This window comes from Bacteroides graminisolvens DSM 19988 = JCM 15093 (genome assembly GCF_000428125.1).
Lineage (GTDB): Bacteria > Bacteroidota > Bacteroidia > Bacteroidales > Bacteroidaceae > Bacteroides > Bacteroides graminisolvens.
In genome coordinates this window covers 42,409-67,262 of sequence record NZ_ATZI01000014.1, presented here as the reverse complement: position 1 = coordinate 67,262, position 24,854 = coordinate 42,409, and the positions used below count along the sequence as shown (strand labels likewise).

24 protein-coding genes and 1 pseudogene are annotated in these 24,854 nt (G+C 41.3%); 17 read left to right on the top strand and 8 right to left on the bottom strand.

The genetic code is table 11. The features are described from left to right. Nucleotides 1-231: pseudogene (locus C511_RS0110155) on the top strand (IS982 family transposase); the annotation flags it as partial. A 192-nt stretch (nucleotides 232-423) separates the two neighbouring features. On the opposite strand, the gene C511_RS16640 reads toward C511_RS0110155, so the two are convergent. Together C511_RS16640 and C511_RS0110140 are read right to left on the bottom strand one after the other, a co-directional pair. Further along, nucleotides 424-654, bottom strand: a complete 231-nt coding sequence (locus C511_RS16640) for a hypothetical protein (protein WP_034782185.1) — start codon at nucleotides 652-654, stop codon at nucleotides 424-426. A gap of 116 nt (nucleotides 655-770) precedes the next feature. Continuing rightward, the gene (locus tag C511_RS0110140) at nucleotides 771-2,405 is read right to left on the bottom strand and encodes an ABC-F family ATP-binding cassette domain-containing protein (protein ID WP_024996807.1); all 1,635 of its coding nucleotides are present in this window, start codon (nucleotides 2,403-2,405) and stop codon (nucleotides 771-773) included. 968 nt (nucleotides 2,406-3,373) lie between these two features. Here C511_RS0110140 and C511_RS0110130 point away from each other — a divergent pair. Next, a complete protein-coding gene (locus C511_RS0110130) occupies nucleotides 3,374-3,772 on the top strand; it encodes a response regulator (protein ID WP_024996809.1) in 399 nt (132 codons plus the stop codon). A 69-nt stretch (nucleotides 3,773-3,841) separates the two neighbouring features. Here C511_RS0110130 and C511_RS0110125 read toward each other — a convergent pair whose 3' ends face one another. Next, nucleotides 3,842-6,091 carry an inorganic phosphate transporter gene (locus C511_RS0110125; RefSeq protein WP_024996810.1) on the bottom strand — a complete coding sequence of 750 codons (2,250 nt, stop codon included), beginning with the start codon at nucleotides 6,089-6,091 and terminating at the stop codon, nucleotides 3,842-3,844. Nucleotides 6,092-6,158: 67 nt separating this feature from the next. Beyond that, the gene (locus C511_RS0110120; protein ID WP_024996811.1) at nucleotides 6,159-8,231 is read right to left on the bottom strand and encodes an RNA degradosome polyphosphate kinase; all 2,073 of its coding nucleotides are present in this window, start codon (nucleotides 8,229-8,231) and stop codon (nucleotides 6,159-6,161) included. 52 nt (nucleotides 8,232-8,283) lie between these two features. Between C511_RS0110120 and C511_RS0110115 the strand changes: the two genes are divergently transcribed. The 3 genes from C511_RS0110115 (at nucleotide 8,284) to rfbB (ending at nucleotide 11,006) form a co-directional block, all read left to right on the top strand. Further along, nucleotides 8,284-8,775, top strand: coding sequence for a metallophosphoesterase family protein (locus C511_RS0110115; protein WP_024996812.1), 492 nt, complete (start codon nucleotides 8,284-8,286; stop codon nucleotides 8,773-8,775). 186 nt (nucleotides 8,776-8,961) lie between these two features. Beyond that, on the top strand, nucleotides 8,962-9,837 hold the full coding sequence (gene rfbA / locus C511_RS0110110) for a glucose-1-phosphate thymidylyltransferase RfbA (RefSeq protein WP_024996813.1): 876 nt from the start codon (nucleotides 8,962-8,964) through the stop codon (nucleotides 9,835-9,837). Nucleotides 9,838-9,866: 29 nt separating this feature from the next. Then, nucleotides 9,867-11,006 carry a dTDP-glucose 4,6-dehydratase gene (gene rfbB, locus C511_RS0110105; protein ID WP_024996814.1) on the top strand — a complete coding sequence of 380 codons (1,140 nt, stop codon included), beginning with the start codon at nucleotides 9,867-9,869 and terminating at the stop codon, nucleotides 11,004-11,006. On the opposite strand, the gene C511_RS0110100 is transcribed toward rfbB, so the two are convergent. Then, on the bottom strand, nucleotides 10,998-11,894 hold the full coding sequence (locus C511_RS0110100; protein WP_027318105.1) for a 1,4-dihydroxy-2-naphthoate polyprenyltransferase: 897 nt from the start codon (nucleotides 11,892-11,894) through the stop codon (nucleotides 10,998-11,000). The two genes, rfbB and C511_RS0110100, sit on opposite strands and share 9 nt — an antisense overlap. A gap of 88 nt (nucleotides 11,895-11,982) precedes the next feature. On the opposite strand from C511_RS0110100, the gene C511_RS0110095 reads away from it, so the two are divergent. From C511_RS0110095 to C511_RS0110075, 5 genes are all read left to right on the top strand, one after another. Next, nucleotides 11,983-12,804, top strand: a complete 822-nt coding sequence (locus C511_RS0110095) for a metallophosphoesterase (protein ID WP_024996815.1) — start codon at nucleotides 11,983-11,985, stop codon at nucleotides 12,802-12,804. 85 nt (nucleotides 12,805-12,889) lie between these two features. Then, on the top strand, nucleotides 12,890-13,759 hold the full coding sequence (locus tag C511_RS0110090; RefSeq protein ID WP_027318104.1) for an ATP-binding protein: 870 nt from the start codon (nucleotides 12,890-12,892) through the stop codon (nucleotides 13,757-13,759). Nucleotides 13,760-13,786: 27 nt separating this feature from the next. Beyond that, complete coding sequence (locus C511_RS0110085) at nucleotides 13,787-14,113, top strand: cupin domain-containing protein (protein ID WP_024996816.1); 327 nt, start codon at nucleotides 13,787-13,789, stop codon at nucleotides 14,111-14,113. A gap of 5 nt (nucleotides 14,114-14,118) precedes the next feature. Then, the gene (locus C511_RS0110080) at nucleotides 14,119-15,351 is read left to right on the top strand and encodes a DUF438 domain-containing protein (RefSeq protein ID WP_024996817.1); all 1,233 of its coding nucleotides are present in this window, start codon (nucleotides 14,119-14,121) and stop codon (nucleotides 15,349-15,351) included. 4 nt (nucleotides 15,352-15,355) lie between these two features. Continuing rightward, nucleotides 15,356-15,868 carry a DUF1858 domain-containing protein gene (locus C511_RS0110075; RefSeq protein ID WP_024996818.1) on the top strand — a complete coding sequence of 171 codons (513 nt, stop codon included), beginning with the start codon at nucleotides 15,356-15,358 and terminating at the stop codon, nucleotides 15,866-15,868. Between the two features lie 41 nt (nucleotides 15,869-15,909). On the opposite strand, the gene nadD is transcribed toward C511_RS0110075, so the two are convergent. The 3 genes from nadD to C511_RS0110060 are packed head-to-tail and all read right to left on the bottom strand — an operon-like array spanning nucleotide 15,910 to nucleotide 17,944. Next, a complete protein-coding gene (nadD, locus tag C511_RS0110070; protein ID WP_024996819.1) occupies nucleotides 15,910-16,491 on the bottom strand; it encodes a nicotinate (nicotinamide) nucleotide adenylyltransferase in 582 nt (193 codons plus the stop codon). Nucleotide 16,492: 1 nt separating this feature from the next. Next, nucleotides 16,493-17,059, bottom strand: a complete 567-nt coding sequence (gene gmk / locus C511_RS0110065; RefSeq protein ID WP_024996820.1) for a guanylate kinase — start codon at nucleotides 17,057-17,059, stop codon at nucleotides 16,493-16,495. 6 nt (nucleotides 17,060-17,065) lie between these two features. Then, nucleotides 17,066-17,944: a YicC/YloC family endoribonuclease gene (locus C511_RS0110060; protein ID WP_024996821.1), complete on the bottom strand. Its 879-nt coding sequence runs from the start codon at nucleotides 17,942-17,944 to the stop codon at nucleotides 17,066-17,068. A 77-nt stretch (nucleotides 17,945-18,021) separates the two neighbouring features. Here C511_RS0110060 and tsaB point away from each other — a divergent pair, with 77 nt between their 5' ends. The 7 genes from tsaB (at nucleotide 18,022) to rseP (ending at nucleotide 24,816) form a co-directional block, all read left to right on the top strand. After that, on the top strand, nucleotides 18,022-18,711 hold the full coding sequence (gene tsaB, locus C511_RS0110055) for a tRNA (adenosine(37)-N6)-threonylcarbamoyltransferase complex dimerization subunit type 1 TsaB (protein ID WP_024996822.1): 690 nt from the start codon (nucleotides 18,022-18,024) through the stop codon (nucleotides 18,709-18,711). 12 nt (nucleotides 18,712-18,723) lie between these two features. Continuing rightward, nucleotides 18,724-19,329 (top strand): DUF4290 domain-containing protein, encoded by a 606-nt coding sequence (locus C511_RS0110050; protein WP_024996823.1) that lies wholly within the window; start codon nucleotides 18,724-18,726, stop codon nucleotides 19,327-19,329. A gap of 50 nt (nucleotides 19,330-19,379) precedes the next feature. Then, the gene (gene murA, locus C511_RS0110045; protein WP_024996824.1) at nucleotides 19,380-20,684 is read left to right on the top strand and encodes a UDP-N-acetylglucosamine 1-carboxyvinyltransferase; all 1,305 of its coding nucleotides are present in this window, start codon (nucleotides 19,380-19,382) and stop codon (nucleotides 20,682-20,684) included. Nucleotides 20,685-20,693: 9 nt separating this feature from the next. Then, on the top strand, nucleotides 20,694-21,242 hold the full coding sequence (rimM, locus tag C511_RS0110040) for a ribosome maturation factor RimM (protein ID WP_024996825.1): 549 nt from the start codon (nucleotides 20,694-20,696) through the stop codon (nucleotides 21,240-21,242). A gap of 83 nt (nucleotides 21,243-21,325) precedes the next feature. Further along, nucleotides 21,326-22,186 (top strand): murein hydrolase activator EnvC family protein, encoded by an 861-nt coding sequence (locus tag C511_RS0110035; protein ID WP_027318103.1) that lies wholly within the window; start codon nucleotides 21,326-21,328, stop codon nucleotides 22,184-22,186. An 18-nt stretch (nucleotides 22,187-22,204) separates the two neighbouring features. Continuing rightward, a complete protein-coding gene (locus tag C511_RS0110030; protein WP_027318102.1) occupies nucleotides 22,205-23,368 on the top strand; it encodes a 1-deoxy-D-xylulose-5-phosphate reductoisomerase in 1,164 nt (387 codons plus the stop codon). Nucleotides 23,369-23,460: 92 nt separating this feature from the next. Then, nucleotides 23,461-24,816, top strand: coding sequence for an RIP metalloprotease RseP (rseP, locus tag C511_RS0110025; RefSeq protein WP_024996826.1), 1,356 nt, complete (start codon nucleotides 23,461-23,463; stop codon nucleotides 24,814-24,816). The last annotated feature ends 38 nt before the right edge of the window (nucleotides 24,817-24,854 follow it).

The window sequence follows — 24,854 nt, the reverse complement described above, 5'->3', positions numbered from 1 at the left end:
AATCAAAAAGATTGGAAACCTGTATTTAGTCCATTTGCTAAAGCAAGGAAAAGGGTTGAAACGCTTTTTGCACAATTATGCGATCAATTTATGATAATCAGAAATTACGCAAAACAAACAGAAGGATTGTTTACCAGAATTACGGGGAAAATTAGTGCACTTACAATCCTTCAATATATAAACAAGATTAATAACAAACCCATTGGACAAATTAAATATGCACTAATTTAATTCCGCCAACGGGTAAAGATATATATTTCCTCTTTTTTTGCATGTACATTTCTTATGAAGGCAAAGATAGAAACTCTGTTGCTCTCAAACAACTAATGTTCATAAAAAATGGTTGTGGTAATTCGTCTATGAACAAGAAAAGCCGACCTGTAAAAGGTCGGCTTTTCATTTAGTTACGCATTGGTAACGTTTTTATTTCTTTTCTGCTTTTTCTTTGCTGCAGCAAGATTTCTTAGCAGCATCTTTTTTGCAGCAAGATTTGTCTGCATCGGCTTTACTACAAGCTTTACCGTCTTTCTTGTCACATTTCTTATCGCATTGCTCTTTCTTTACTTCTTTTTTCTGAGCGGTATTCTGAGCATTAGCAGTTGTGAATAAGCCCATTGCTGCAACAAATGCAGCGCAATAAAACAGTTTTTTCATTTTTCTTTTCGTTTTAAAATGGATAATCATTGTTTTTAAATCACATTAGCAAAGAAAACATATTTACTGCAAATAAAGTTCGATATAAACCTTATCAATATATAAAAAAGATTATTCTATTTTTTCTCTAGTTCGTTGAGCGATAACATTTTCTTTTTCTCAAGAAACTCATAAATACCACACAAGTGTTCGGTTACTTTCTTGTTTCCAAATTCGTATACCTTGGTTACCAACCCATCGAGGAAATCACGATCATGTGAAACTACAATCAATGTGCCGTCAAAGTCGGCTAGTGCTTGTTTCAAAATATCTTTGGTCTTCATGTCAAGGTGGTTAGTGGGCTCATCCAGAATAAGCAGATTGACGGGTTCCAACAATAGTTTGATCATGGCCAGACGGGTTCTTTCACCTCCGGAAAGAACTTTAACCTTTTTAGTCGACTCTTCACCGCCAAACATGAAAGCGCCAAGCAAATCGCGTATCTTGTTTCGTATATCACCTTTAGCTACGTCATCTATCGTTTGAAAAACAGTGAGGTTCTCATCGAGCATGGATGCCTGATTCTGTGCAAAATATCCTATTTGAATATTATGCCCTAAAGTAAGAGTGCCATTGTGCTCAATTTCCTTCATGATGCATTTTACCAAGGTTGATTTACCCTCTCCGTTTCGTCCTACAAAGGCTACTTTATCACCGCGTTCAATAGTCAGACTGGCATTTTTAAATACCACATGGTCACCGTATTGTTTGCCAACATTCTCCATGATGACAGGATAGTTTCCAGAACGGGGAGAAGGCGGGAACTTCAGGCGTAGAGCCGAGGTGTCTTCCTCGTCCACTTCAAGAATCTCAAGTTTCTCAAGCATCTTTACACGGCTTTGTACCTGTAGCGTTTTTGAATAGGTTCCTTTGAATCGTTCAATAAACTCTTTGGTTTCGGCAATGAACTTCTGTTGCTCTTCGAACGCTTTTTGTTGCTGTTCACGTCGTTCTTTGCGCAGTTCAAGATATTTAGAGTAGTTCACTTTGTAATCGTAAATACGCCCCATGGTTACTTCAATGGTACGTGTGGTGATGTTATCAACAAACTTACGGTCGTGGCTGATTACAATTACGGCTTTGGCACTGTTAATAAGAAAGTCTTCCAACCATTGAATGGATTCAATATCAAGATGGTTGGTCGGCTCGTCGAGTAGCAATACATCGGGCTTTTGCAAAAGTAGTTTCGCCAGTTCAATACGCATGCGCCAGCCGCCGCTAAAGTCTTTGGTAGGACGTCCGAAATCTTCTCTCTCAAATCCTAATCCCAGCAATGCTTTTTCAACATCCTCTTCGTAATTGGTCAGGTCAATCGCATAGAATTTTTCGCTCAGGGCAGACACTTCTTCAATCAGATTCATGTAGCTGTCCGATTCGTAATCAGTACGTGTTTCCAGCTCTTTATTCAAACGTTCAATCTGGGCCTCCATATCGTGTATATGTGAGAAAGCCAATGCTGTTTCTTCAAAAACAGTTCGTCCGTCCTCGGTCATCAGGTGCTGAGGCAGGTAAGCAATTACGCTTTCTTTGGGAGCTGATATCTTGCCCCGCGTAGCGGGACGCGCGCCGGCCAAAATCTTAAGTAAAGTACTCTTTCCTGCACCGTTTTTACCCATCAGGGCAATGCGGTCTTTTTCGTTGATAACGAATGAAATATCGCTGAATAAGGTGGACCCGCCAAACTCTACGGTCAGTCCGTCTACTGAAATCATGTATTGCTTTTTAAAATTGAGCGGCAAAGATACATATAATAACCCGTTTGCGGAATTAACTTAGCGCATATTTAACTCTGGCTACATGGGTGCACATGTAACTCCGCCAACGGATACTTGCACAAGTGTCGTTTTGCCTCATGAAAAGTATGAAATAAAGTATCACCAAGTATCACCAATCTTGCAATGAATTGATTATCAGTTTTGTATGTGTGATACTTGGCTAAAAAAAAGCCTCACCAAGTATCACCAAGTATCACCAACTTTTTTGGTGATTATTCCTTATAAGAATCTATCTGTTTATTGTTTGTATATGGGTGTTTTCGTTGGTTTCTTTATGTCTTTATTTTGCGGATAGGCTGTTTTCGTTACATTCGAAACACCACGGTTTGTGCCCTAATAATAACCTGATAAAAGAACCACAATGATTTGGAATTGACAGTATAATGTATTATCTTTGTACTTATAATCTTATAGTATATTCAAATTATTATAGGCGCAAAGGCAGGAGTTCATACTCTTGCCTTTTTTTATGTCTTGACGGTTTATGATTGCATTAACACGGTGTCTTGCGCCGGTTCGCACGGTAGCAAAAGGTTCCTGAGCAACCGTGTTACGGCGAAGAGACGGTTGCTCATGACCCAAAAGACGGTTTATGATTTAAAATTGCTGGTTATCTTTTTGAAAAAGTCGGTTATGTTTTTTAAAAAGTTGGTTATGTTTTACCAAAGTCTTGCCGCTCCTTGTTGCTTCCCGGTTTACCCGTTAATAATATATAAATCTGCTCTTGACAAGATTCCTCTGATTCATGATTTAAAGGGGTGTATTTGTAAAAATGCGCAAATTTCCAAGCATAAATCTCTTCACTTTTTAATCGCGCCAACAGGTATATGATAATTTATTTTTGTTACCTTCGCTTTATCAAGGAGAATAATATAAATGACTTATCATGAAATAAATCCGGATATATGGAAAGCAAAATACCTAATAAAGAACGTCCGTTAATTCTTGTAGCAGAGGATGATGAAAGTAATTTCAAACTGATTAAGGCGATAATCAATAATCGGTGCGATGTTTTATGGGCGCGTAACGGACAGGAAATGCTGAATTTGTATGAACAGCACGGTGAACAGGCCGATGTCTTGTTAATGGATCTCAAGATGCCACTGATGGATGGACTGGAAGCTACACGTATCATTCGGCAATCTTCTCCGGATATTCCTATTATTGTGCAGACAGCGTATGCCTTTTATGAAGATCAGCAGCAAGCCATGGTGGCAGGTGCTACAGAGGTGTTAGTCAAACCCATTACTCTGATGGCTTTGCGCAACAGCCTGAAAAAATATGTTCCGGGGTTAACTTGGTAGGAGATGTTAAAGTATAATGGGTCGAGCTAACAACTAGTCCGACCCATTATTATCATGTCTGCTAAAGTCTTATATCTCAAAATCCATTTGGAATTTACGATTTACCTTCATCAAATTAATAGTATAAGTGACCACATTTTGTGCTTCTTGTATCATGGTAAGATAAACCATGCTTACCTTGATACTGCCCGTTTGAGTCTGAATACGTTTTAGTTCTTCGCGTTTCAGATGAGCCAATTGCGCGTTAAGAGCATTTGCTGTGGCCAAATCCGTTTCAAAGTCCTCGTAAGCATTGTTATTTAGCTTCTCGCGGCATGAACTGATCAGTGCCGTGATTTTGGCAGATACTTCGCTAAACTCATTCTTCTGAGTCACATCCAGCGGGTTGAAGTTATTGTCAATGTGTTCCAGGCAGGGCTCGCACAATCTGTGGATGCTATACACCAGTTCGCTGGCAAAGTCATTTCCCTGATAGTAATACAAACCTTTTTCGAGAACGGTATTGTTGTCGAGTCGGCACATGGCTAACGTACCGGTACGCTTCATCTGTTTCAGCAGTTGCTTCTCAAATTTACTGGCACCCATTGCTTTTCTTAGTCCTCTGAGATTTTCATTGATGAAAGAGTTTACGGTACGGTCAAAGTTCTCTTCTGCATAGAGTAATACTTTGTTCAATTCTTCACGAGTGAGTACACGCATTAAATTGAGAGCTTGATTGCTGTCGGTACTACGCATAATTTCTTTGAATGTTTCGTTCTCTTTTCCTTTGAGATTTTTCTTCTTGAAAAGAACCTGACTACGAATCAGCGTGAAGGCTGCCAATCCAATAAGTAGCACAATGGCAACAGTTCCTCCGAAATGGATGATAAGAGCTACAAAGAAACAGATGGTAAATGCAGCACCTGCGGTGAGAAACCAGCCTCCGATAACGGACAACACACCGGTAATACGGAATACGGCCGAATCACGTCCCCAGGCTCTGTCGGCCAGTGAACTACCCATTGCTACCATGAACGTTACGTATGTGGTTGACAAGGGAAGTTTTAATGAGGTACCAACGGCTATAAGTAATCCTGCCAATACCAGATTCACAGATGCACGGACAAGGTCAAATGCTCCTCCGTCAGCAATAATCGCTTCGTCTTTGCGAAAGCGTGAGTCAATCCAGTTTTTGGTACCTTCGGGTATAATGCGTGACAGGCTGTTCGACATGTTCAGGCTGATGCGTACTAGTGTACGGGCAATGGGGGTACTGCCGAATGTTTCTTCACCTTCATCCTGCCGAGAGAGGTCTACCGATGTTTTGACAACTGCATGAGCTTTCTTAGAGGTGAATAGGGCGTATACCATGATGGCTCCGGCGCCTACCAGAAAATACCATGGAGTACTTGCCGGGCCGAGCAGTGAAGTCATCAAGAAACTGTCTGGTGCATATCCGGCACCGTTAGTTGTATAGTCAATAAAAGAAGAATAACCGGCCAAAGGCACTCCGATGAAGTTAACCAAGTCATTGCCGGCAAATGCAAGTGCCAAAGCAAAGGTTCCCAGCAAAACGACAATCTTGAATACGTTTATTTTTAACCAATGCAGAATTTGCATCAAAACGGTGAAGAATACAAAGCAGGTAAGAACCAACTGCGCCGTATGGTCTTTCACCCATGCCAAGTTTTCTTTGGTCATAAATGAACTGTCTTTCAATCCTTTAATCAGCATGAAATAGATGATGGCAGTAGCGGCAATTCCTCCGAAAAGGCCGATGCTGTACTTCATCTTGTTTTGGTAATTAAAGGAAAAGATAACGCGGGCTATGTATTGCACCAACATACCGAAAAAGAAAGCGATAGCCACTGACACGAAAATAGCCATGATGACCGATAGCGCTTTGTCTGTGTTAATGAGGTCACCCAATTCCAGTGAGCTGTCGCCGTACACTTTAATCAAAGCAAGGGCAAATGTACCTCCCAGCAATTCAAACACCATCGATACGGTGGTTGAGGTTGGCATTCCCATGGAGTTGAACACATCGAGCAGAACTACATCCGTGAGCATCACTGCCAGTAGAATGCACATAATTTCTTCAAAGTAGAAGTGCTCCGGTTGATAAATTCCGTGTCGGGCAATGTCCATCATGCCATTTGATAACGAGGCTCCGATAAAGATACCGATTGCCGAGATAATCATGATCGTTTTAAAGGAAGCGGCTTTGGCGCCGATAGCGGAATTTAGAAAGTTGACTGCGTCATTACTAACACCGACCATCAAGTCGAATACAGCCAAAACGAATAAGAAAATAATAATACCCAGGTAAATTGTTTCCATAAATATGTTTTCTGTTTCTGGTTTGCAAAGATAATGAGTTTTTTATTGCAAATAAGTTGCATACATGTTACAGAAATGTTTCATTTTTGTCTTTCAAATATGCATAAAAGGCATATTGAGCCCGTATAGGAGGTTGCAATATGTCATTCTTGAATACGTTTTTTAAGTTTTCATCTACAAAACAAGCCTTTTGATTGTCATTAAGCTGAATGTTTAGCAGGTTTATTATTTCATTTCGTAAGTCGATGTCAAGAACCGGCGTTACGGCTTCAATGCGACGATATAAATTTCTTCTCATCCAATCGGGCGATCCCAAAAAGACTTTAGGACTATTGTTGTTTCCGAAATACCAAATACGGGCATGCTCCAGAAAACTGTCTACGATACGGGTTATTTTTATGTTTTTGCTGTATGGCTGTCCGGGTATCAGGCAGCAGATTCCTCTTACAATCAAGTCTATCTCCACTCCCCGGCTCGAAGCTTCGTAAAGCTTGTCGATCATAGCCGAATCTTGAAGAGCGTTCATTTTGAGTATGATTCTTCCTTTCTGACCGCTTTCTGCTAAGTGAATTTCATGCTCAATCAGCTTGTGAAGTTCGGGTATGAGGTTAAATCGTGCTACCAGCAGGCGTTTAAAAATAGGGTTTTGTTTTCCGCCTAACGTTGAAAAGAGTGTATGCAAATCATTTACGAGGGTTTTATTACAGGTAAACAAGCCGCAATCGGCATACACATCGGCTGTTTGTTCGTTGAAATTGCCGGTGCTGATATACGCATAACTTCTGATGGGATTGCCTTTTTTGTTTTTTCTGAGTATGAGCGCCACCTTAGCGTGTACTTTGAGGCCCGGTATGCTATAGATGATGTTGATCCCTGCATCTTTCATCATTTCGGCAGTTGTCAGGTTATTCTCTTCATCGAATCGGGCCTTGAGTTCCACAAATACAGTTACTTTCTTTCCGTTTTGAGCAGCCGAAATCAATGTGTTGATCACTGCCGAATTTTCGGCCACGCGATATTGTGTGACCATGATTTCGGTTGTGCGTGCATCGTGCACGGCTTCATACAGGAAATGGATGAAGTGTCCGAACGAATGATAAGGATAATGCAATAACAGGTCTTTCTTGGCTACGTATCTGAAAATGGATTCCTTATTGTCCAGGCAGTTGAGCCTCATGGGTTTGGGCTTGGGGTTTTCTTCTATTCCTTTCAATGGATTGGGCAAATGAATCAAATCTTCTAAGTTAAGATGTTTGTCGCCAGGAACCAGCTCATTTTTATCAATGTGAAAAACATCCGTCAGGTAGTTTAAAAAGTCGTCAGGCATTTTCCTGTCGTATACGAAACGACAAACAGCTCCTATCTTACGCTTCTTGACTTTTTTCTTTACTTGTTCAACAATGTCTCCTTCGGATGCATCGTCTATCAGAATATCGGCATCTCTGGATATTTTGATGCAATAGCTGCTGTCTACCTGGTAGCCCGGGAAAATGGAATTTATGTTGGCCTTGATAATATCTTCTATGTATATAATATAATGCTCTTCACCATGCCGGGGCAGTTCAATAAAGCGTGGAACTTTGGAGTAGGGCAGTTTCATCACGAAATATTGTATATGGCTGGGATCTTCGGGCGCAGTTCCTTTCAGATAGAGCCGTACGGCCAGATATAGGCGGTTGTCTCGAAGGAATGAGGTTACTTTATCTTTCCACAAAGGAACGGGTTGCAAGTAGGGGAAAATTTCTTCTTTGAAGAAACTTTTGATGTATTCTTCGTGAAAGGCTTCCACACGGTGGTTTTGATAGAACACAATGTGTTTGCGACGAAGAGCCGGAAGAATTTTGTTTTCGTATATCTCAACGCGTTTTTCCAGTTGTCTGTTTACTTCGGCACTGATTTCTTCGAGTAATTGAAGAGAACTTTCTACTGATTCTTCCGAATTGCGTGCACCTCCATTGGCAATTGCTTTATGATCGGCCACCCTTATCTTATAGAACTCTTCCAAATTTGACGAATAGATGGCAATAAAGTTAATGCGTTCATAAAGCGGAAGATTTTCATCCTCTGCCTCCAGCAACACCCGATAGTTGAACGATAGCCAACTGATATCTCGCTTGAAGTAATTATAGCTGTTTTCCATCAACTTAATTTGCCTCAAATATAATATCTTTGCAGATATAAACAAAGGAATTATGACAAGAATTGGATTGTTGTCGGATACACATGCCTATTGGGATGATAAGTACCTGACTTATTTTGAGCATTGTGATGAAATATGGCATGCCGGTGATATAGGTTCGCTGGAGATAGCCCGAAAACTGGCTGCTTTTCGTCCGCTCCGTGCGGTGTATGGCAATATTGATGGCCAAGACATTCGGAAGGAGTTCCCTCTTATAAACCGTTTTACCATTGATGGAGCCGATGTGATGATGAAGCATATAGGAGGTTATCCGGGAAATTATGACGCTTCCGTTAGGGGAAGCATTTTGGTGCGTCCGCCTCAGTTGTTTATTAGCGGACATTCTCATATCTTGAAGGTGAAATATGACAAAACACTCAATTTGTTGCACATTAATCCGGGTGCTGCCGGTATATCCGGTTTTCACAAAGTTCGTACCATGGTTCGTTTTGTGATAGATAATGGCGTGTTTAAGGATTTGGAAGTTATAGAAATAGCCGGTTAACAAACCGGTATGTATACTTGCCGGAACTCTTTAATGTGTGTCGCATGCTTAAGAATAAAATTACTGATAGAGTTTACCTCTTAAATAAAAATATTTCAGTAACTTCGTGTGCGGTTTGTGTAAAAATGATGTTTTAACCCATAAATTGGTTTGATGACTGATTTGTATGAATAACAATAGCTGATTATGAAAGGTATTATTTTGGCGGGAGGAAGCGCAACGCGTCTTTATCCTTTATCAAAAGCCATTTCCAAACAAGTCATGCCGGTTTATGATAAACCGATGATTTACTATCCTCTTTCCACATTAATGCTTGCCGGTATCCGTGAAGTATTGATTATCTCTACTCCTCGTGATCTCCCTGTATTTCGCAATCTGTTGGGTACAGGTGAAGAACTTGATATGACGTTTGAATACCAAATGCAAGAGCAGCCTAATGGCTTGGCCCAGGCATTTGTGTTGGGAGCCGATTTTTTGCAGGGGGAGGCTGGTTGTTTGATTTTAGGTGATAACCTTTTTTATGGGCAGAACTTTTCGGCAATGTTGAAGCAGGCTGCAGGTTTAACTCAAGGAGCTTGTATTTTTGGATATTACGTAAAAGATCCTCGTGCGTATGGGGTTGTTGAGTTTGATGAAACCGGCAAAGTGGTCTCTTTAGAAGAAAAACCGGATATGCCTAAAAGCAATTATGCTGTACCAGGCCTGTATTTTTATGATTCAACAGTTACCCAAAAAGCAGCCTCACTTAAGCCTTCGGCAAGAGGCGAATATGAAATTACGGATTTGAATAAATTGTATTTGGACGAAGGTACGCTTAATGTGCAACTCTTTGGACGAGGGTTTGCCTGGCTGGATACCGGAAATTGCAACAGCTTATTGGAAGCATCGAATTTTGTTGCAACCATTCAAAACCGACAAGGGTTTTATGTGAGCTGTATTGAAGAAATTGCTTGGAGAAATGGCTGGATATCGACTGAGGAGCTTCAGGTTTTAGGTCGCCGACTCGAGAAAACGGAATACGGCTGTTACTTGTTGGAACTTGCTGCCAATGATAACAAATAAGAGATTGAATAAACAAACGTCATAGATCAATGAAAACTTATCTTGTAACCGGGGCTGCCGGTTTTATCGGTGCCAATTATATAAAATACATTCTAGGCAAACACAGTGATTTGCGTGTAGTGGTGCTTGATGCACTTACTTATGCAGGCAATTTGGGAACGATCGTCTCAGATATTGATAACGACCGCTGCATTTTTGTAAAGGGGGATGTTTGTGATCGTTCGATGGCCGAAGAACTTTTTGCCCAATATAAATTTGATTATGTGGTCAATTTTGCAGCAGAAAGTCATGTTGACAGAAGCATTGAGAATCCTCAACTGTTTCTGACGACTAACATTCTGGGCACGCAGAATCTGTTGGATGCCGCGCGTCGTGCGTGGGTTGCCGGGAAAGATACGCAAGGTTATCCTTTGTGGCGTAAAGGCGTACGATTTCACCAGGTATCGACCGATGAAGTGTATGGCTCATTGGGGATCGATGGCTATTTTACAGAAGATACCCCTGTTTGTCCTCACAGTCCGTATAGTGCTTCGAAAGCAAGTGCTGATATGGTGGTTATGGCATATCATGATACGTACAAGATGCCGGTCACAATTTCACGTTGTTCTAATAATTATGGTCCTTTTCATTTCCCCGAGAAACTGATACCGCTCATCATTAAAAATATTCTGGAAGGGAAAAAGTTACCTGTTTACGGCGATGGAAGTAATGTGCGCGACTGGCTTTATGTGGAGGATCATTGCAAAGCTATTGATTTGATAGTAAGGCAAGGTACCGATGGAGAGGTATATAATGTGGGTGGTCATAACGAAAAAACAAACCTTGATATTGTTAAGTTAACGATAGCAACGATTCGTCAGTTGATGACTGAGAAACCGGAGTATCGTACCGTTCTTAAGAAGAAAGAAAAGGATGCGCAAGGTGCAATTTCCATTGACTGGATCAACGAAGGTCTTATTACATTTGTAAAAGATCGCTTGGGGCATGATCTGCGCTATGCTATTGATCCTACAAAGATTACCCGGGAGTTGGGGTGGTATCCGGAAACCAAATTTGAAAACGGAATTGTTAAGACCATTGAATGGTACTTAAATAATCAATCGTGGGTAGAGGAGGTAACAAGTGGTGATTATCAACATTATTACGATAAGATGTACGGCTCACGATAAAATCATTCCTAACGATAAAAGAATTGCGAATAACAGCATGTTACGAGATGTTTCTCCTAATATGCTGTTTAATTTTTTACCGCTGTGTATTTTAACCATTTTGCGCCATGTCAGTACGTGAAGAATTACATACAGTAAAGGGAACAAAGCTGCATAATAACGTTGATCACGAAGAAACCACAAACAGCCTAATGTTGCTGAAATACCTAGCCATAAATAGAGATAACTGCCAAATTTTTCGCCGAAACGAACAATGATTGTTCGTTTACCACTTTTCTTATCTGCTTCGCGGTCACGGTAATTGTTGACCACCAACAAGGTGTCGACTACCAAACCGCAAAGTAGCGATGCAACTGTTACATCGTTATTCCAGTTCAAAGATTGCACGTAATAGGTACCACCAACCGGTACAAAACCGAAGAAGACAAGCACCAATATGTCACCCCACCCGTTGTAAGAGAGCGGGTAAGGACCTGTAGTATATAAAAAAGCAAAGAGCACACACACCAGTCCCACTCCAATGAGTTGCATTCCTCCATAATAAAGTAACGTACTGCCTGTGAGGCAAGCTATGATAAGGATAGTCAGTATGCCCCAACGCATGGCTCGGGGAGAAATCCATCCCTGCGAACAGGCTCTTTCAGGCCCCAGGCGATCTTCTCGGTCGCTTCCTTTTAGGTAGTCGAACAGGTCATTGATAAAGTTGGCTGCTATTTGCATGAACCCGGCAAAAAGAAAACAGATGAATACGGGTAGCCAATGAAAAGAACCGTGCATGAAGGCAAGGGCCGAACCGATAAGGACCGGTGTCAATGCGCCGGCAAGAGTTTTGGGACGGGCAGCCAATATCCAGGCTTTTATGGAATTAGGTTGAATGGGGTCTGACATGTTATTCTATTGTAAATACACGAAAAAAATATCGAATTTAAACTGATGCAAAGATACAATCTTATCTTTGCAAACAAAGAATGGTTACATGAAAAGGATTGTTTGGCTTTGTAGTTGTGTTTTGCTTTTGTTCTCGTCGTGTGCAACGTTGAATGTAACGCACCCCGGATTGGGGCGTGTGAAGAAATATGATTTTGCGCATAAAGATGTTCCGGCTAGTTTCAATGGTTTTACAATTGCATTTATCTCTGACTTACATTACAAGAGTAAGTTCACAGAAAAACGATTGCGTGGTTTGGTGAAGACAATTAATAAACTACATCCCGATTTGTTATTAATGGGAGGTGATTATCAGGAAGGTTGTCAATTCGTTAACGAGTTATGTGCGTGCCTTTCAGAAATAAAGACTCCGTATGGAACTCTTGGAGTAATGGGTAACAATGACTATGAACGTTGTTATGATGATATTGTGAACGGAATGCGTACGCACGGAATCAGAATATTGGAACATGAACTCGATACGGTTCGGAAAGAGAATAGTCGTATTATAATTGCCGGCGTTCGCAATCCGTTTGATCTGCAGGCAAATGGTGTGTCGCCTTCTACCAATCTTTCTCCGGATGATTTTGTGATATTACTGACTCATACCCCCGATTATGCAGAACAAGTACCGATACCCAACAGTGATTTGGTACTTGCCGGACATACTCATGGAGGACAGGTTACTCTTTTCGGACTTTATGCTCCGGTGATTCCTTCGGCGTACGGTCAGCGATTTCGTTCCGGTCTGCGTCATACAACAGCGGGCATTCCAGTAATAATAACCAATGGTATTGGTACATCTCGTAAGTCGGTGCGACTTTTTGCTCCCAGTGAAGTGGTTCTTATACGACTGATTGCCTTGCAATAAAAAAGTTTTTTGCTCATTGTTGCATTTGTTACAAACATAATCAAATTAAAATGCTGAATTTTGTACCAAATTAAAGAAATAAGATATGAAGAGAACAATTATAAAGATTGATGAAGAACTCTGCAATGGTTGTGGTGTATGTGTAAAAGGTTGTCATGAGGGAGCTTTGCAACTCATCAATGGAAAAGCAATGTTGGTTAGTGAGTTGTATTGCGATGGTCTGGGTGCTTGTTTGGGCGATTGTCCGGTAGGTGCTATTACATTAGAAGAAAGAGAATCAGAACCATATGATGAAACTGCAGTGATGACAAGGTTGATGAAGAAGGGTGATTCTGTTATCCTGGCCCATCTCAAACACTTGTTTGAGCATGATCAGCATGATTTTCTGGCAGAGGCTGAGAGTGTGTTGAAAGCTAATAATGTATCTGTTCCGCTTTATAAACAATCGAAGAAAAAAGTTGTTCCAAATATAACGGGCCTTGTTGGTCACCAACATTCGGGTTGCCCCGGAAGTCGAGAGATGAGTTTTACTCCTTCTTCTGTTCAGCCAGTTGTAGCAACTGGTTCGCAACCGAGTGAATTACAACAGTGGCCGGTGCAATTACATTTGGTATCTCCCGGAGCTACTTTTCTTAAAGGTGCCGATTTGTTGGTTGCTGCCGATTGTTGTGCATTTAGTGTGGGTGATTTTCACCAGACTTATCTGAAAGGAAAACGTTTGGTGATTGCATGCCCTAAATTGGATCATGGAAAAGATGTATACATCAATAAATTGGCAGATATGATTGATCACGGGGGTATTAATACGTTGACAGTCATGATTATGGAAGTTCCTTGTTGTGGAGGCTTACTCTCTATTTGCCAGGAGGCTCGGAAACTGGCGTCTCGCCATGTGCCTTTGAAATTAATACGAATTAGTCTTAAGGGAGAGAAGCTCGAAGATAGGTGGGTTTGATTTAATAACTTTTAAACAGATATTTGTATGAGTGAGTTATTTAAAAAGGCGTCTGTTTTAAATTTGAAACAGTCGGTTGATTATTCTGAAGGAGGAATTGTTAGCAAGCAGGTGGTGAAAAACAATTCGGGTAACCTGACATTGTTTTCTTTTGATAAAGGGCAAGGGTTGAGTCAGCACACTGCACCGTTTGATGCAGTGGTACAGATTCTGGATGGTGAAGCCGAAGTGGTACTCGATGGGGTTCCTCATTTGCTGAAAGAAGGCGAAACAATCATAATGCCAGCCAATGTTCCGCATGCGCTGAATGCAGTGGAACGTTTTAAAATGTTATTAACCATGATTAAAGGATAAATACTATGAGTGAAATTATTAACAATTCTGCACAGAGAAAAGAGATGCTGAAGCATTTGATTCTTCAGCTACATCATAACGAGGCTCCCGAGATAGTACGGAAACGAATTACCGAACTGTTACAGTCTATTCCATATAATGAAGTAGTAGAAGTGGAGCAGGAACTCATTGCCGAAGGATTGCCCGAAGCGGAAGTTCTTCGTCTGTGTGACATTCACACGGATGTATTGGAAGGTAATATTGATACCTCTACGGCTAAACAGGTTCCTCAAGGACACCCTGTTGATACGTTTAAACGTGAGAACCGTGCTCTCGAGAACTTCATAGAAGCAGCCAACGTATTATTTGATCATGTGGCTTTGGTTGACGACCAAGCTGTACGTAATTATCTGCTGGAGTTGAAAGGTGTTTTCAATGCTTTATCTGATGTGGACAAACATTATAAACGCAAAGAGTATTTATTGTTTCCTTTCTTAGAGAAGAATGGAATTACTGGTCCTCCTACTGTGATGTGGGGTAAGCATGACGAAACCAGAGAGATGCTTAAAAATGCTCATGAAGTGTTGATGACAGAAGGGGTTAAAGCCTCTGAACTGATTACGTTGATCAATATGGTTTTGCGCCCTGCTGTTGAGGCTGTGGCAGGTATGATCATGAAAGAAGAAGAGATCTTGTTACCTATGGCACTTGATGTACTGAGTGATGAAAATTGGTATCAAATTTATCAGGAAACGGGTGAATACGGCTATTGTTTGTATGACCCTGAGGTGGAATGGAAGCCCGAAAATGTAGTGGCGCAACAGCCTGTTTATCAACCTTCGGGAGCGATACGTTTGTCGTCCGGTAGTTTTGCTGTCGAAGAGCTGGAAGCATTATTTGTGACTCTGCCTGTTGATCTTACTTTTGTAGATAAGAATGATAAAGTGCGTTTCTTCTCGCACAGTCCCAAACGTGTTTTTGAACGTAATCGTTCCATCATCGGTAGAGACGTGCGTTTATGTCATCCTCCTCACAGTGTACACATTGTAGAACAAATCATTAGTGACTTTAAAGCAGGAAAGGAAAATAAAGCTGCTTTTTGGATATCTTCCTTTAAAGGTCGTTTCATATACATTGAATATACTGCTTTACGCGGAGTAGACAATGAGTATCTGGGGGTGATTGAAGTGACGCAGGATATTACCGATTTGCGTAATCTGGAAGGAGATCAGCGGTTACTCTCTTATTCGAAAGAATAAAGTTATGGATATCACGCTTGATGTGAAGGTTGGTGCTTTGCTGGAGGCCTATCCGCAACTGGAGCAAACTCTTTATGAAATATCTCCCATGTTTAAGAAACTGAGTAACCCGATATTGAGAAAGACAGTGGCACGGGTCACTTCGCTTAAGCAGGTTGCGGAAGTTGGTGGAATTCCTCCGGTAGATTTAATTAATCGTTTGCGTGAGGCTGCGGGATTTTCTCCATTCGAAACAGATGAAGTAGAGATGGATGCCGAAGGTATGCCTCAACCCGCGTGGTTTGACGAAGCCTTCGTTGTGAAGCACTTTGATGCGGATGCGGTGATTGCCAAGGGGCAAAATCCGATGGATGATATATTGAAACAGTGCGACTGTTTGCAACCGGGTGAAATCCTGCAACTGACAGTCTCGTTTAGACCTGTTCCTATCATTAAACTGCTACATTCAAGAGGATATGTGGTTTGGTCGTCCGGTTCCAGCAATTACATAACCCGAAATTCTTCGACAACTGATTAGTAATTGAATAGACTTGAGATTTGCAGTTCTATGTAACCGTTTTAGTAACGGTTTACATAGAGCTGTTTTTCTTTGATGTACTGATACACTTCACGGGGAAGGAAAAATGAGATGTCTTTTCCCGTTTGAAGTGATTGCCGGATGAATGTAGAACTAATGTCGAGCAGGGGAGCTTTGACTACTTTAATTGTATGGGGAAGTTTATTTTCTTGTACTTCGTAGCCGGGACGAGGATAAACAAGTATCGGAGTTGTGTTTATAATTGTTTCATACTCTTTCCATAAATGAAATTGCTGCCAATTGTCTGCCCCGATGATCAGGTGAAACTCTCTATCGGGATATTGATCTTTGAGTAACCGCAAAGTTTGAACCGTATAGCTCGGGCGGGGAAGTGTGAACTCAAAATCGGAAGCTTTGAATTTGGGATAGTTTCCAATAGCCAAAGATACCATTTCCAGCCGCAGGTCATTATCCAGCAAATCGGCTTCATTTTTCAGCGGATTGAGCGGGCTTACCACAAACCATACTTCATCTAGTCCGGCAAACTCACACAAGTAATTTGCCAGAGCCAGATGGCCTATATGTATGGGGTTAAATGAACCGCTGAAAATCCCGGTTTTCATTTTATTTCATTAAAAAATGACGAATTAATTCCAATGCTTCCGCTTTGGCTTTTTCGAGGTTATCGTTTACAATAACATGATCAAATTGATTGGCAAAGCTCAGTTCATACTCGGCTTTTGCGACCCGGCTATCAATTACTTCTGCAGAGTCGGTGCCCCGATTAATCAAACGTTGCTTTAGTTCTTCGATAGACGGTGGCTGAATAAAGATAGACAGTGCTCTCTCTCCATAGAACTTTTTGATGTTACAACCACCTACCACGTCTACGTCGAAAATAACATTTTGTCCGGCTTGCAATTGTTTCTCTACTTGCTCTTTCAGGGTTCCGTAATAACGGTCTTTGTATACCTCCTCATACTCTAGAAATTCATGATTTTCTATGCGTTTCCTGAATTCCTCCGGAGAGATGAAAAAATATTCCACACCATTTTGCTCTGTTCCTCTTGGCATTCTGCTGGTAGCCGAAATAGAAAAGGCCAGATTTAAATTTTGGGTAAGTAGAAAGTTTATAATTGTTGATTTACCAGAACCCGATGGAGCTGAAAATATGATTAGTTTTCCGTTCATCATCAATTAAAGCACGTTTAAAACCTGTTCTTTGATTTGTTCCAATTCATCTTTCATCTGAACAACAATCTTCTGCATTTCCGCATGGTTGGATTTGCTGCCCAATGTGTTGATTTCACGTCCCATTTCCTGAGCAATGAAACCCAATTTCTTTCCTTGTCCGCTTGCGCTCTCAAGAGTTGTTACAAAGTATTTGAGGTGATTGTTTAAACGTTGCTTCTCTTCGTTTATATCTAGCTTTTCTATGTAATAGATAAGCTCTTGCTCCAACCGGTTCTTGTCATAATCAACACTAATGGTTTTTTCGAGTGCATCGCTGATTCGTTCTTTTATTTTGTCTACTCTTTCTTTTTCAAAAGGCTCAACAGAATCAAGCAGAGAGTGTAAGTTTTGAATTTTCTCACGGAACTTCTTCTCGAGTGCAGCTCCTTCTTGTTTGCGGAAATCAATCAGGTGTCCGATTGCTTCTTCTATAACCTGGCGTGCTAGAGCCCATTCCTCATCGGTTAACTCCTGAACTTCTGTTTTGCTCATCACATCGGGCATGCGGAGTAGTGTTTGAAACCAATCGGTTGGTAAAGGAATTCCCACACTTTTAGAAATCTGGTTTATCTGATTATAGTAGCTTTCTACAAGGGTTTGATTAATGGGAGTAGCTCCTTCGGTACACTCTTTTTTCTCAATCCAAAGACTGAAATCCACTTTTCCGCGTTCAAGGATTTTGGTAATCTCATTGCGTAGCTCCATCTCCTTTTCTCTGTAAAGAGGAGCGATGCGAACTGACAAGTCAAGTGCCTTACTGTTGAGCGATTTAATCTCTACATTAATTTTTTTATCGGGAAGTTCGGCTGTAGCCTTTCCGTATCCCGTCATGGATTGTATCATATCACATTAGTTTTGTGCAAAAGTAGGTGTTTTTTCGTAATTATACGTATCTTTGCATGAATTATAACCCGAAAATTATGTCATGTATCTTACATATTGAAACTTCTACAACTGTTTGTTCGGTTGCGTTAAGTGAAGACGGACAAAATATTTTTGTAAAGGAAGATTTTCAGAGCTGTTCTCATGGAGTATCTCTGGGTGTTTTTGTTGATGAAGCATTGTCTTTTGCCGATAGTCATGCCATTCCGCTTGATGCAGTGGCGGTAAGTTGCGGTCCGGGATCATATACCGGTTTGCGTATCGGAGTTTCTATGGCAAAAGGTGTTTGTTACGGTCGTGACATTCCACTTATTGGCATTCCTACGGTGGAAATTCTCTGTGTACCGATTTTGTTATATCATGAATTACCCGACAACGCATTGCTTTGTCCCATGATTGATGCTCGCAGAATGGAAGTGTACGCTGCCGTTTATGATCGGGCTTTAGAAATGAAACGCGACATAACGGCTGAGATCATTGATGAAAATAGTTTTCTTGAATTTTTAGAGAAACAGCCCGTTTACTTCTTTGGTAATGGAGCCGCCAAATGCCGCGATAAAATAGTGCATCCTAATGCACACTTTATAGATGACATTCACCCGCTGGCTAAAATGATGTTTCCTTTAGCAGAAAAAGCCGTAGCCTTGAAAGATTATAAGGATGTTGCTTACTTTGAACCCTTCTACCTGAAAGAATTTATAGCTTCACAGCCCAAAAAACTTCTGTAAACAAATAAATATATGATATACAATACCCAACAAAAAAGAATGCCGTTGCCGGAGTACGGAAGAAGTATTCAGAATATGGTTGACCATGCGTTGACTATTCAGGACAGAGCGGAACGTCAGCGTTGTGCAAATACGATAATCAACATCATGGGAGGTCTGTTTCCTCACTTGCGTGATGTACCCGATTTTAAGCATAAATTATGGGATCATTTGGCTATTATGTCTGACTTTAAGTTAGATATTGACTACCCGTATACGGTGATTCAGAAAGATAACCTGATTACCAAACCCGATTCGGTTTTGTATCCCAAGACCCGTATTCGCTACCGACACTATGGTCGCACCATTGAAGTACTTATTCAGAAGGCATGCGAATTTCCCGAAGGAGATGAAAAGCTAAACCTGGTAGCCATGATTGCCAATCACATGAGAAAAGATTATCAGGCTTGGAATAAAGACGGAATAGATGACCGTAAAATTGCCGATGATTTGTACGAACTGTCAGAAGGGAAGCTACAGTTAACAACAGATATTTTCCGACTAATGGAGAATCGTCAGGTTATCAACCGTCGCCCTCGTCAGAACACCAATACCAATCAGAGGAGGGGGCATAAATAATATCTTGTTGATTTATTCTAATCCGTTGTATTTCCTAAAAAATAATATCTATGGCTTCATTTGTAATTGAAGGTGGTCACCGACTTAGTGGTGATATTTATCCGCAAGGTGCAAAAAACGAGGTTTTACAAATTATTTGTGCCACTCTGCTAACGGCAGAAGAGGTAATAGTAAATAACATTCCTGATATTCTGGATGTCAATAACCTGATTCAACTGATGAGGGATATGGGGGTTACCGTAGCCAAGAAAGGCATTGATTCGTATAGTTTCAAAGCAGAGGCGGTTGATTTGGCTTATCTGGAAAGTGACGAATTTTTGAAGAAGTGCTCTAGCTTACGAGGCTCTGTTATGCTAATTGGCCCTATGGTAGCTCGATTTGGCAAAGCACTAATATCCAAGCCGGGTGGCGATAAGATTGGACGCCGCCGTTTGGACACTCACTTTGTTGGCATTCAAAATCTGGGTGCTGATTTCAACTATAATAGTGAAAGAGAAATATACGAAATATCGGCTTCGGAATTAAAAGGGACGTACATGCTACTCGATGAAGCGTCTGTTACCGGAACTGCCAATATTGTGATGGCTGCTGTTCTCGCAAAAGGAACTACCACTATATATAATGCCGCTTGTGAACCATACCTGCAACAATTGTGTAAGATGCTCAACCGCATGGGAGCTAAGATTAGTGGAATAGCCTCTAACTTATTGACCATCGAAGGAGTAGAAAGCCTTTCGGGAACGGAACATACGGTGTTGCCCGATATGATTGAAGTGGGTAGCTTCATTGGTATGGCGGCGATGACCGGAAGCGAGCTGTGTATTAAGAATGTATCTTATGAGAATCTGGGTATTATTCCGGAAAGCTTCCGACGTCTGGGTATCAAGCTCGAACAGCGTGGCGATGATATATTTATTCCTTCTCAAGACTCTTATCAAATAGAATCCTTTATTGACGGATCTATTATGACTATAGCCGATGCACCCTGGCCGGGATTGACACCCGACTTATTGAGTGTGCTGCTCGTTGTGGCTACTCAGGCTAAAGGCAGTGTGCTTATTCATCAAAAAATGTTTGAAAGCAGACTCTTCTTTGTTGATAAACTTATTGACATGGGAGCGCAGATTATTCTTTGTGACCCGCACAGAGCGGTTGTAATTGGACATAATCATGAATTTAAATTGCGTGGAGGGAACATGACCTCTCCTGATATTCGTGCCGGTATTGCTTTGCTTATTGCTGCCATGAGTGCAGAAGGTATCAGCCGCATTCACAACATTGAGCAGATTGACAGAGGTTATCAGAATATAGAAGGTCGTTTGAATGCTCTGGGAGCAAGAATTACCCGTATTTAAAATAGTTGTATGATAAAACAAGACGAGGTATATAAAATAGGTATTTTCAATAAGCCTCACGGTATTCACGGGGAATTGTCTTTTACCTTTACTGATGATATATTTGACAGGGTAGAATGCGATTACTTGGTATGCATGCTCGACGGAATACTTGTGCCTTTCTATGTGGAAGAATACCGTTTCCGGTCGGATTCAACGGCGTTGGTGAAATTAGAAGGTGTTGATTCTTCCGAACGAGCACGCATGTTTACTAACGTGCCCGTTTTTTTTCCCTTGAAGTTTGCTCAAGATGCAGCCGTCGACGGGGATGTGTCGTGGGATTTCTTTGTAGGTTTTCGTGTGGAGGATGTCAATAACGGATACATAGGCGATATTGTGGATGTTGATACGACTACCATCAATACGCTTTTTATCATAGAAAACGACGGAGAAGAAACTCTTTTGCCGGCTCAGGAAGAATTCATTCGGGGCGTTGATCCGCAAAAGAAGCTGATTACGGTTGAACTGCCCGATGGTTTGCTTGATCTGGATCATGCAGCTCCCGACGAAGACGAATAACTCGTATATAAAGTTAAATTGAATGAAGAAACTACCGGTGAATTAGTTGAAATTCCTACATTTGCCGTATATAGTTTATAAAAATGCCGAAAAAGAAACGTAGTAAAGCTTTTTGGAACAATATTAAGTTCAAATACAAGTTGACCATCATCAATGAGAATACACTCGAAGAGGTGGTGGGGCTTCGTGTTTCAAAGCTGAATGGTTTTTCGGTTCTTCTTTCTACCGTGATTGTTATATTTGTGATTACCGCAACTATTATCACATTTACTCCTCTACGTAACTATCTGCCGGGCTATATGAATAGTGAAGTCCGCCAGCAAGTAGTTCGAAACGCCTTGTCACTCGACTCTCTTGAACAGTTGGTTCATCGCCAGAATAGCTATATTCTTAATCTGCAGGATATCTTTAGCGGAAAAATAAAAGCAGAGCAGACCGAATCTTTTGATTCGTTGCTGGCCATCCGCGAAGATTCTTTGATGCAGGCGTCTCTGCGCGAGGAGGAGTTCAGGAAGGAATATGAAGACGCCGAGAAATACAATCTGACAACCATCGGAGAAACTGTAAATCTTCATGGACTCACGTTCTCGTCTCCGGTAAGCGGCATTTTGCTTTCACGCTTTAACAGTGCTTTGGGGCATCTGGGCGTAGAACTTGTTGCGGGAACAAATGCAAGCATTGTTTCCGTGCTCGATGGCACCGTTGTACTCAGTACTTATACGGCTGAGGCCGGTTATGTAATAGCGGTTCAACACACACATGATTTTATGTCTATTTATAAAAACTGCGGGTCATTATTGAAGCCGGTTGGTGAATCTGTGAAGAGCGGAGAAGTGATTGGCTTGGCGAAAAAAAACACGGGAGAAAAGAAAGATATACCTGTTCGCTTTGAACTTTGGCTGAAAGGCCGACCGGTAAATCCCGAAAATTACATTGTTTTTTAATGGTTATTAAGAGAAACGATGACAAAAGAGATAAAGAAGAAACAAATAGCTATACTAGGCTCTACGGGCTCTATTGGTTCACAAGCTTTGCAAGTTGTGGCCGAGCATCCTGATTTGTATGAGGTCTATGCGTTAACCGCAAATAATAGTGTTGAACAATTGATTCAACAAGCCCGTCAATTCATGCCCGAAGCTGTTGTGATAGCAAACGAGAATAAATATGAAGAGTTAAAGCAGGCTTTGGCTGGTTTACCCATTAAAGTGTATGCCGGTGTGGAAGCACTTTGCCAGGTCGTTGAGTCGGGTCCGATAGACATTGTACTTAGTGCCATGGTGGGCTATGCCGGATTGAAACCAACCATCAATGCGATCAAAGCCCGCAAGCAAATTGCATTGGCAAATAAAGAAACATTGGTTGTAGCTGGTGAGCTAATCAATTCACTGGCAAACACATACAAAGCGCCTATTCTACCGGTTGATTCTGAACACTCGGCAATCTTCCAATGCCTGGCAGGCGAGTTCGACAATCCGATTGAGAAAATAATATTGACCGCTTCCGGAGGTCCTTTTCGTACGTGTTCTTTAGAACAGCTAAGTCTGGTAAAGAAGGAACAAGCTTTGAAACACCCTAATTGGGAGATGGGAGCTAAAATTACGATTGACTCGGCTTCAATGATGAATAAAGGCTTTGAGGTTATTGAAGCTAAATGGCTTTTTGGTGTACGCCCGGACCAGATAGAAGTGGTAGTGCATCCTCAGTCGGTTATTCATTCCATGGTGCAATTTGAAGATGGCTCGGTGAAAGCGCAATTAGGTATGCCCGATATGAGGCTACCCATACAGTATGCTTTCTCCTATCCTTATCGTATCAAGTCTTCCTTTGAGAGGATTGACTTTACCAAATGCACTAACTTAACTTTTGAGCAGCCTGATACGAAGCGATTCCGCAATCTGGCTTTAGCTTATGAGGCTATGAATAAAGGTGGAAACATGCCTTGTATTGTCAATGCGGCCAATGAGGTAGTGGTGGCTGCTTTCTTACGTGATGAAATAGGCTTTTTGCAAATGAGTGATGTGATTGAACAAACCATGTGCAAAGTCTCTTATATTAATCAGCCCGACTATGATGATTATGTGGCTACGGATGCCGAAGCCCGTCGTATTGCTGCCGGACTTATATAAATAATGAATAGAGTATAAACAAAAAATCGCTGTTAAGGTATTTGTAGCAGATTACAAGGACTTGGCGGCGGATAAAAACAATCATTTAGAAAATGGAAACATTCTTGATTCGTGCCCTACAACTGATTATGAGCTTGTCTTTGCTCGTTATTATCCATGAAGGAGGGCATTTTCTTTTTGCACGTCTTTTTAAGGTAAGAGTTGAAAAGTTCAGCTTGTTCTTTGACCCTTGGTTCTCTTTGTTTAAGTATAAACCCAAGAACAGTGACACAGAATACAGCATTGGATGGTTGCCTTTGGGAGGCTATGTGAAAATATCCGGTATGATTGACGAGTCGATGGATACGGAACAGATGAAGCAGCCCGAACAACCTTGGGAATTTCGCTCTAAGCCGGCTCATCAACGTTTGCTTATCATGGTGGGTGGAGTTTTGTTTAATTTTATACTGGCTCTGTTCATCTATTCCATGATTCTTTTTGCCTGGGGTGATTCTTATATCCCTGTTCAAAAAGCAACAATGGGTATGCAGTTTAACGAAACAGCCAAATCCATAGGATTCCGTGACGGTGATATATTGCTTTCTGCCGACGGTGAGGAACTGGTTCGTTATGACGGTGACATGCTCCGCAAGGTAGTCGATGCGCGTGAAGTAACGGTACTTCGTGGCAACGAAAAAGTATCGGTTTACATTCCTGAAGAGATGATGCAGAAGTTAATGACTGACTCTGTGAAGTTTGCCTATTACCGTTTCCCTTTTGTAATTGATTCAATTGTAGCTGCCTCACCGGCTCAATTAGCCGGCTTGCAGAAAGGCGACAGCATTGTTGCCCTGAACGGTACTCCCGTTGCTTACTATGATTTCATGAACCAGATGGATTCGCTGAGAAAGAATAAGGCAAGCTTACAAGCAGACAGTCTGGATCCTCATCAATTGACTATTGCTTATTATCGGGCAGGTGTTGCGGATACTATTTCATTAAAAGCAGATTCTACTTACAAGATAGGAGTGACGGCTCAAAGTGATTTAACGAAGTTACTACCGTCTGTAGATGTGAAATACGGTTTCTTCGAGTCGTTCCCCGCCGGTGTAGCTCTTGGAGTAAAAACACTGAAGGGATATGTTGGCGATATGAAATATTTGTTCTCCAAAGAAGGAGCTAAGCAATTGGGAGGGTTCGGTACGATTGGAAGCATTTTCCCGGCTACGTGGGACTGGCATCAATTTTGGTACATGACGGCTTTCCTTTCAATCATACTGGCATTTATGAACATTCTTCCTATTCCAGCTTTGGATGGCGGACATGTGCTTTTCTTGCTGTATGAAATCATTGCCCGACGTAAACCTAGCGATAAATTTATGGAGTATGCACAAATGGTGGGTATGGTCTTGTTGTTTGGCTTGCTTATTTGGGCTAACTTCAATGATATACTGCGGTTCTTCTTTTAATAGAGCCTGACAGAATAAAAAGAACCGTGCATGGAGGT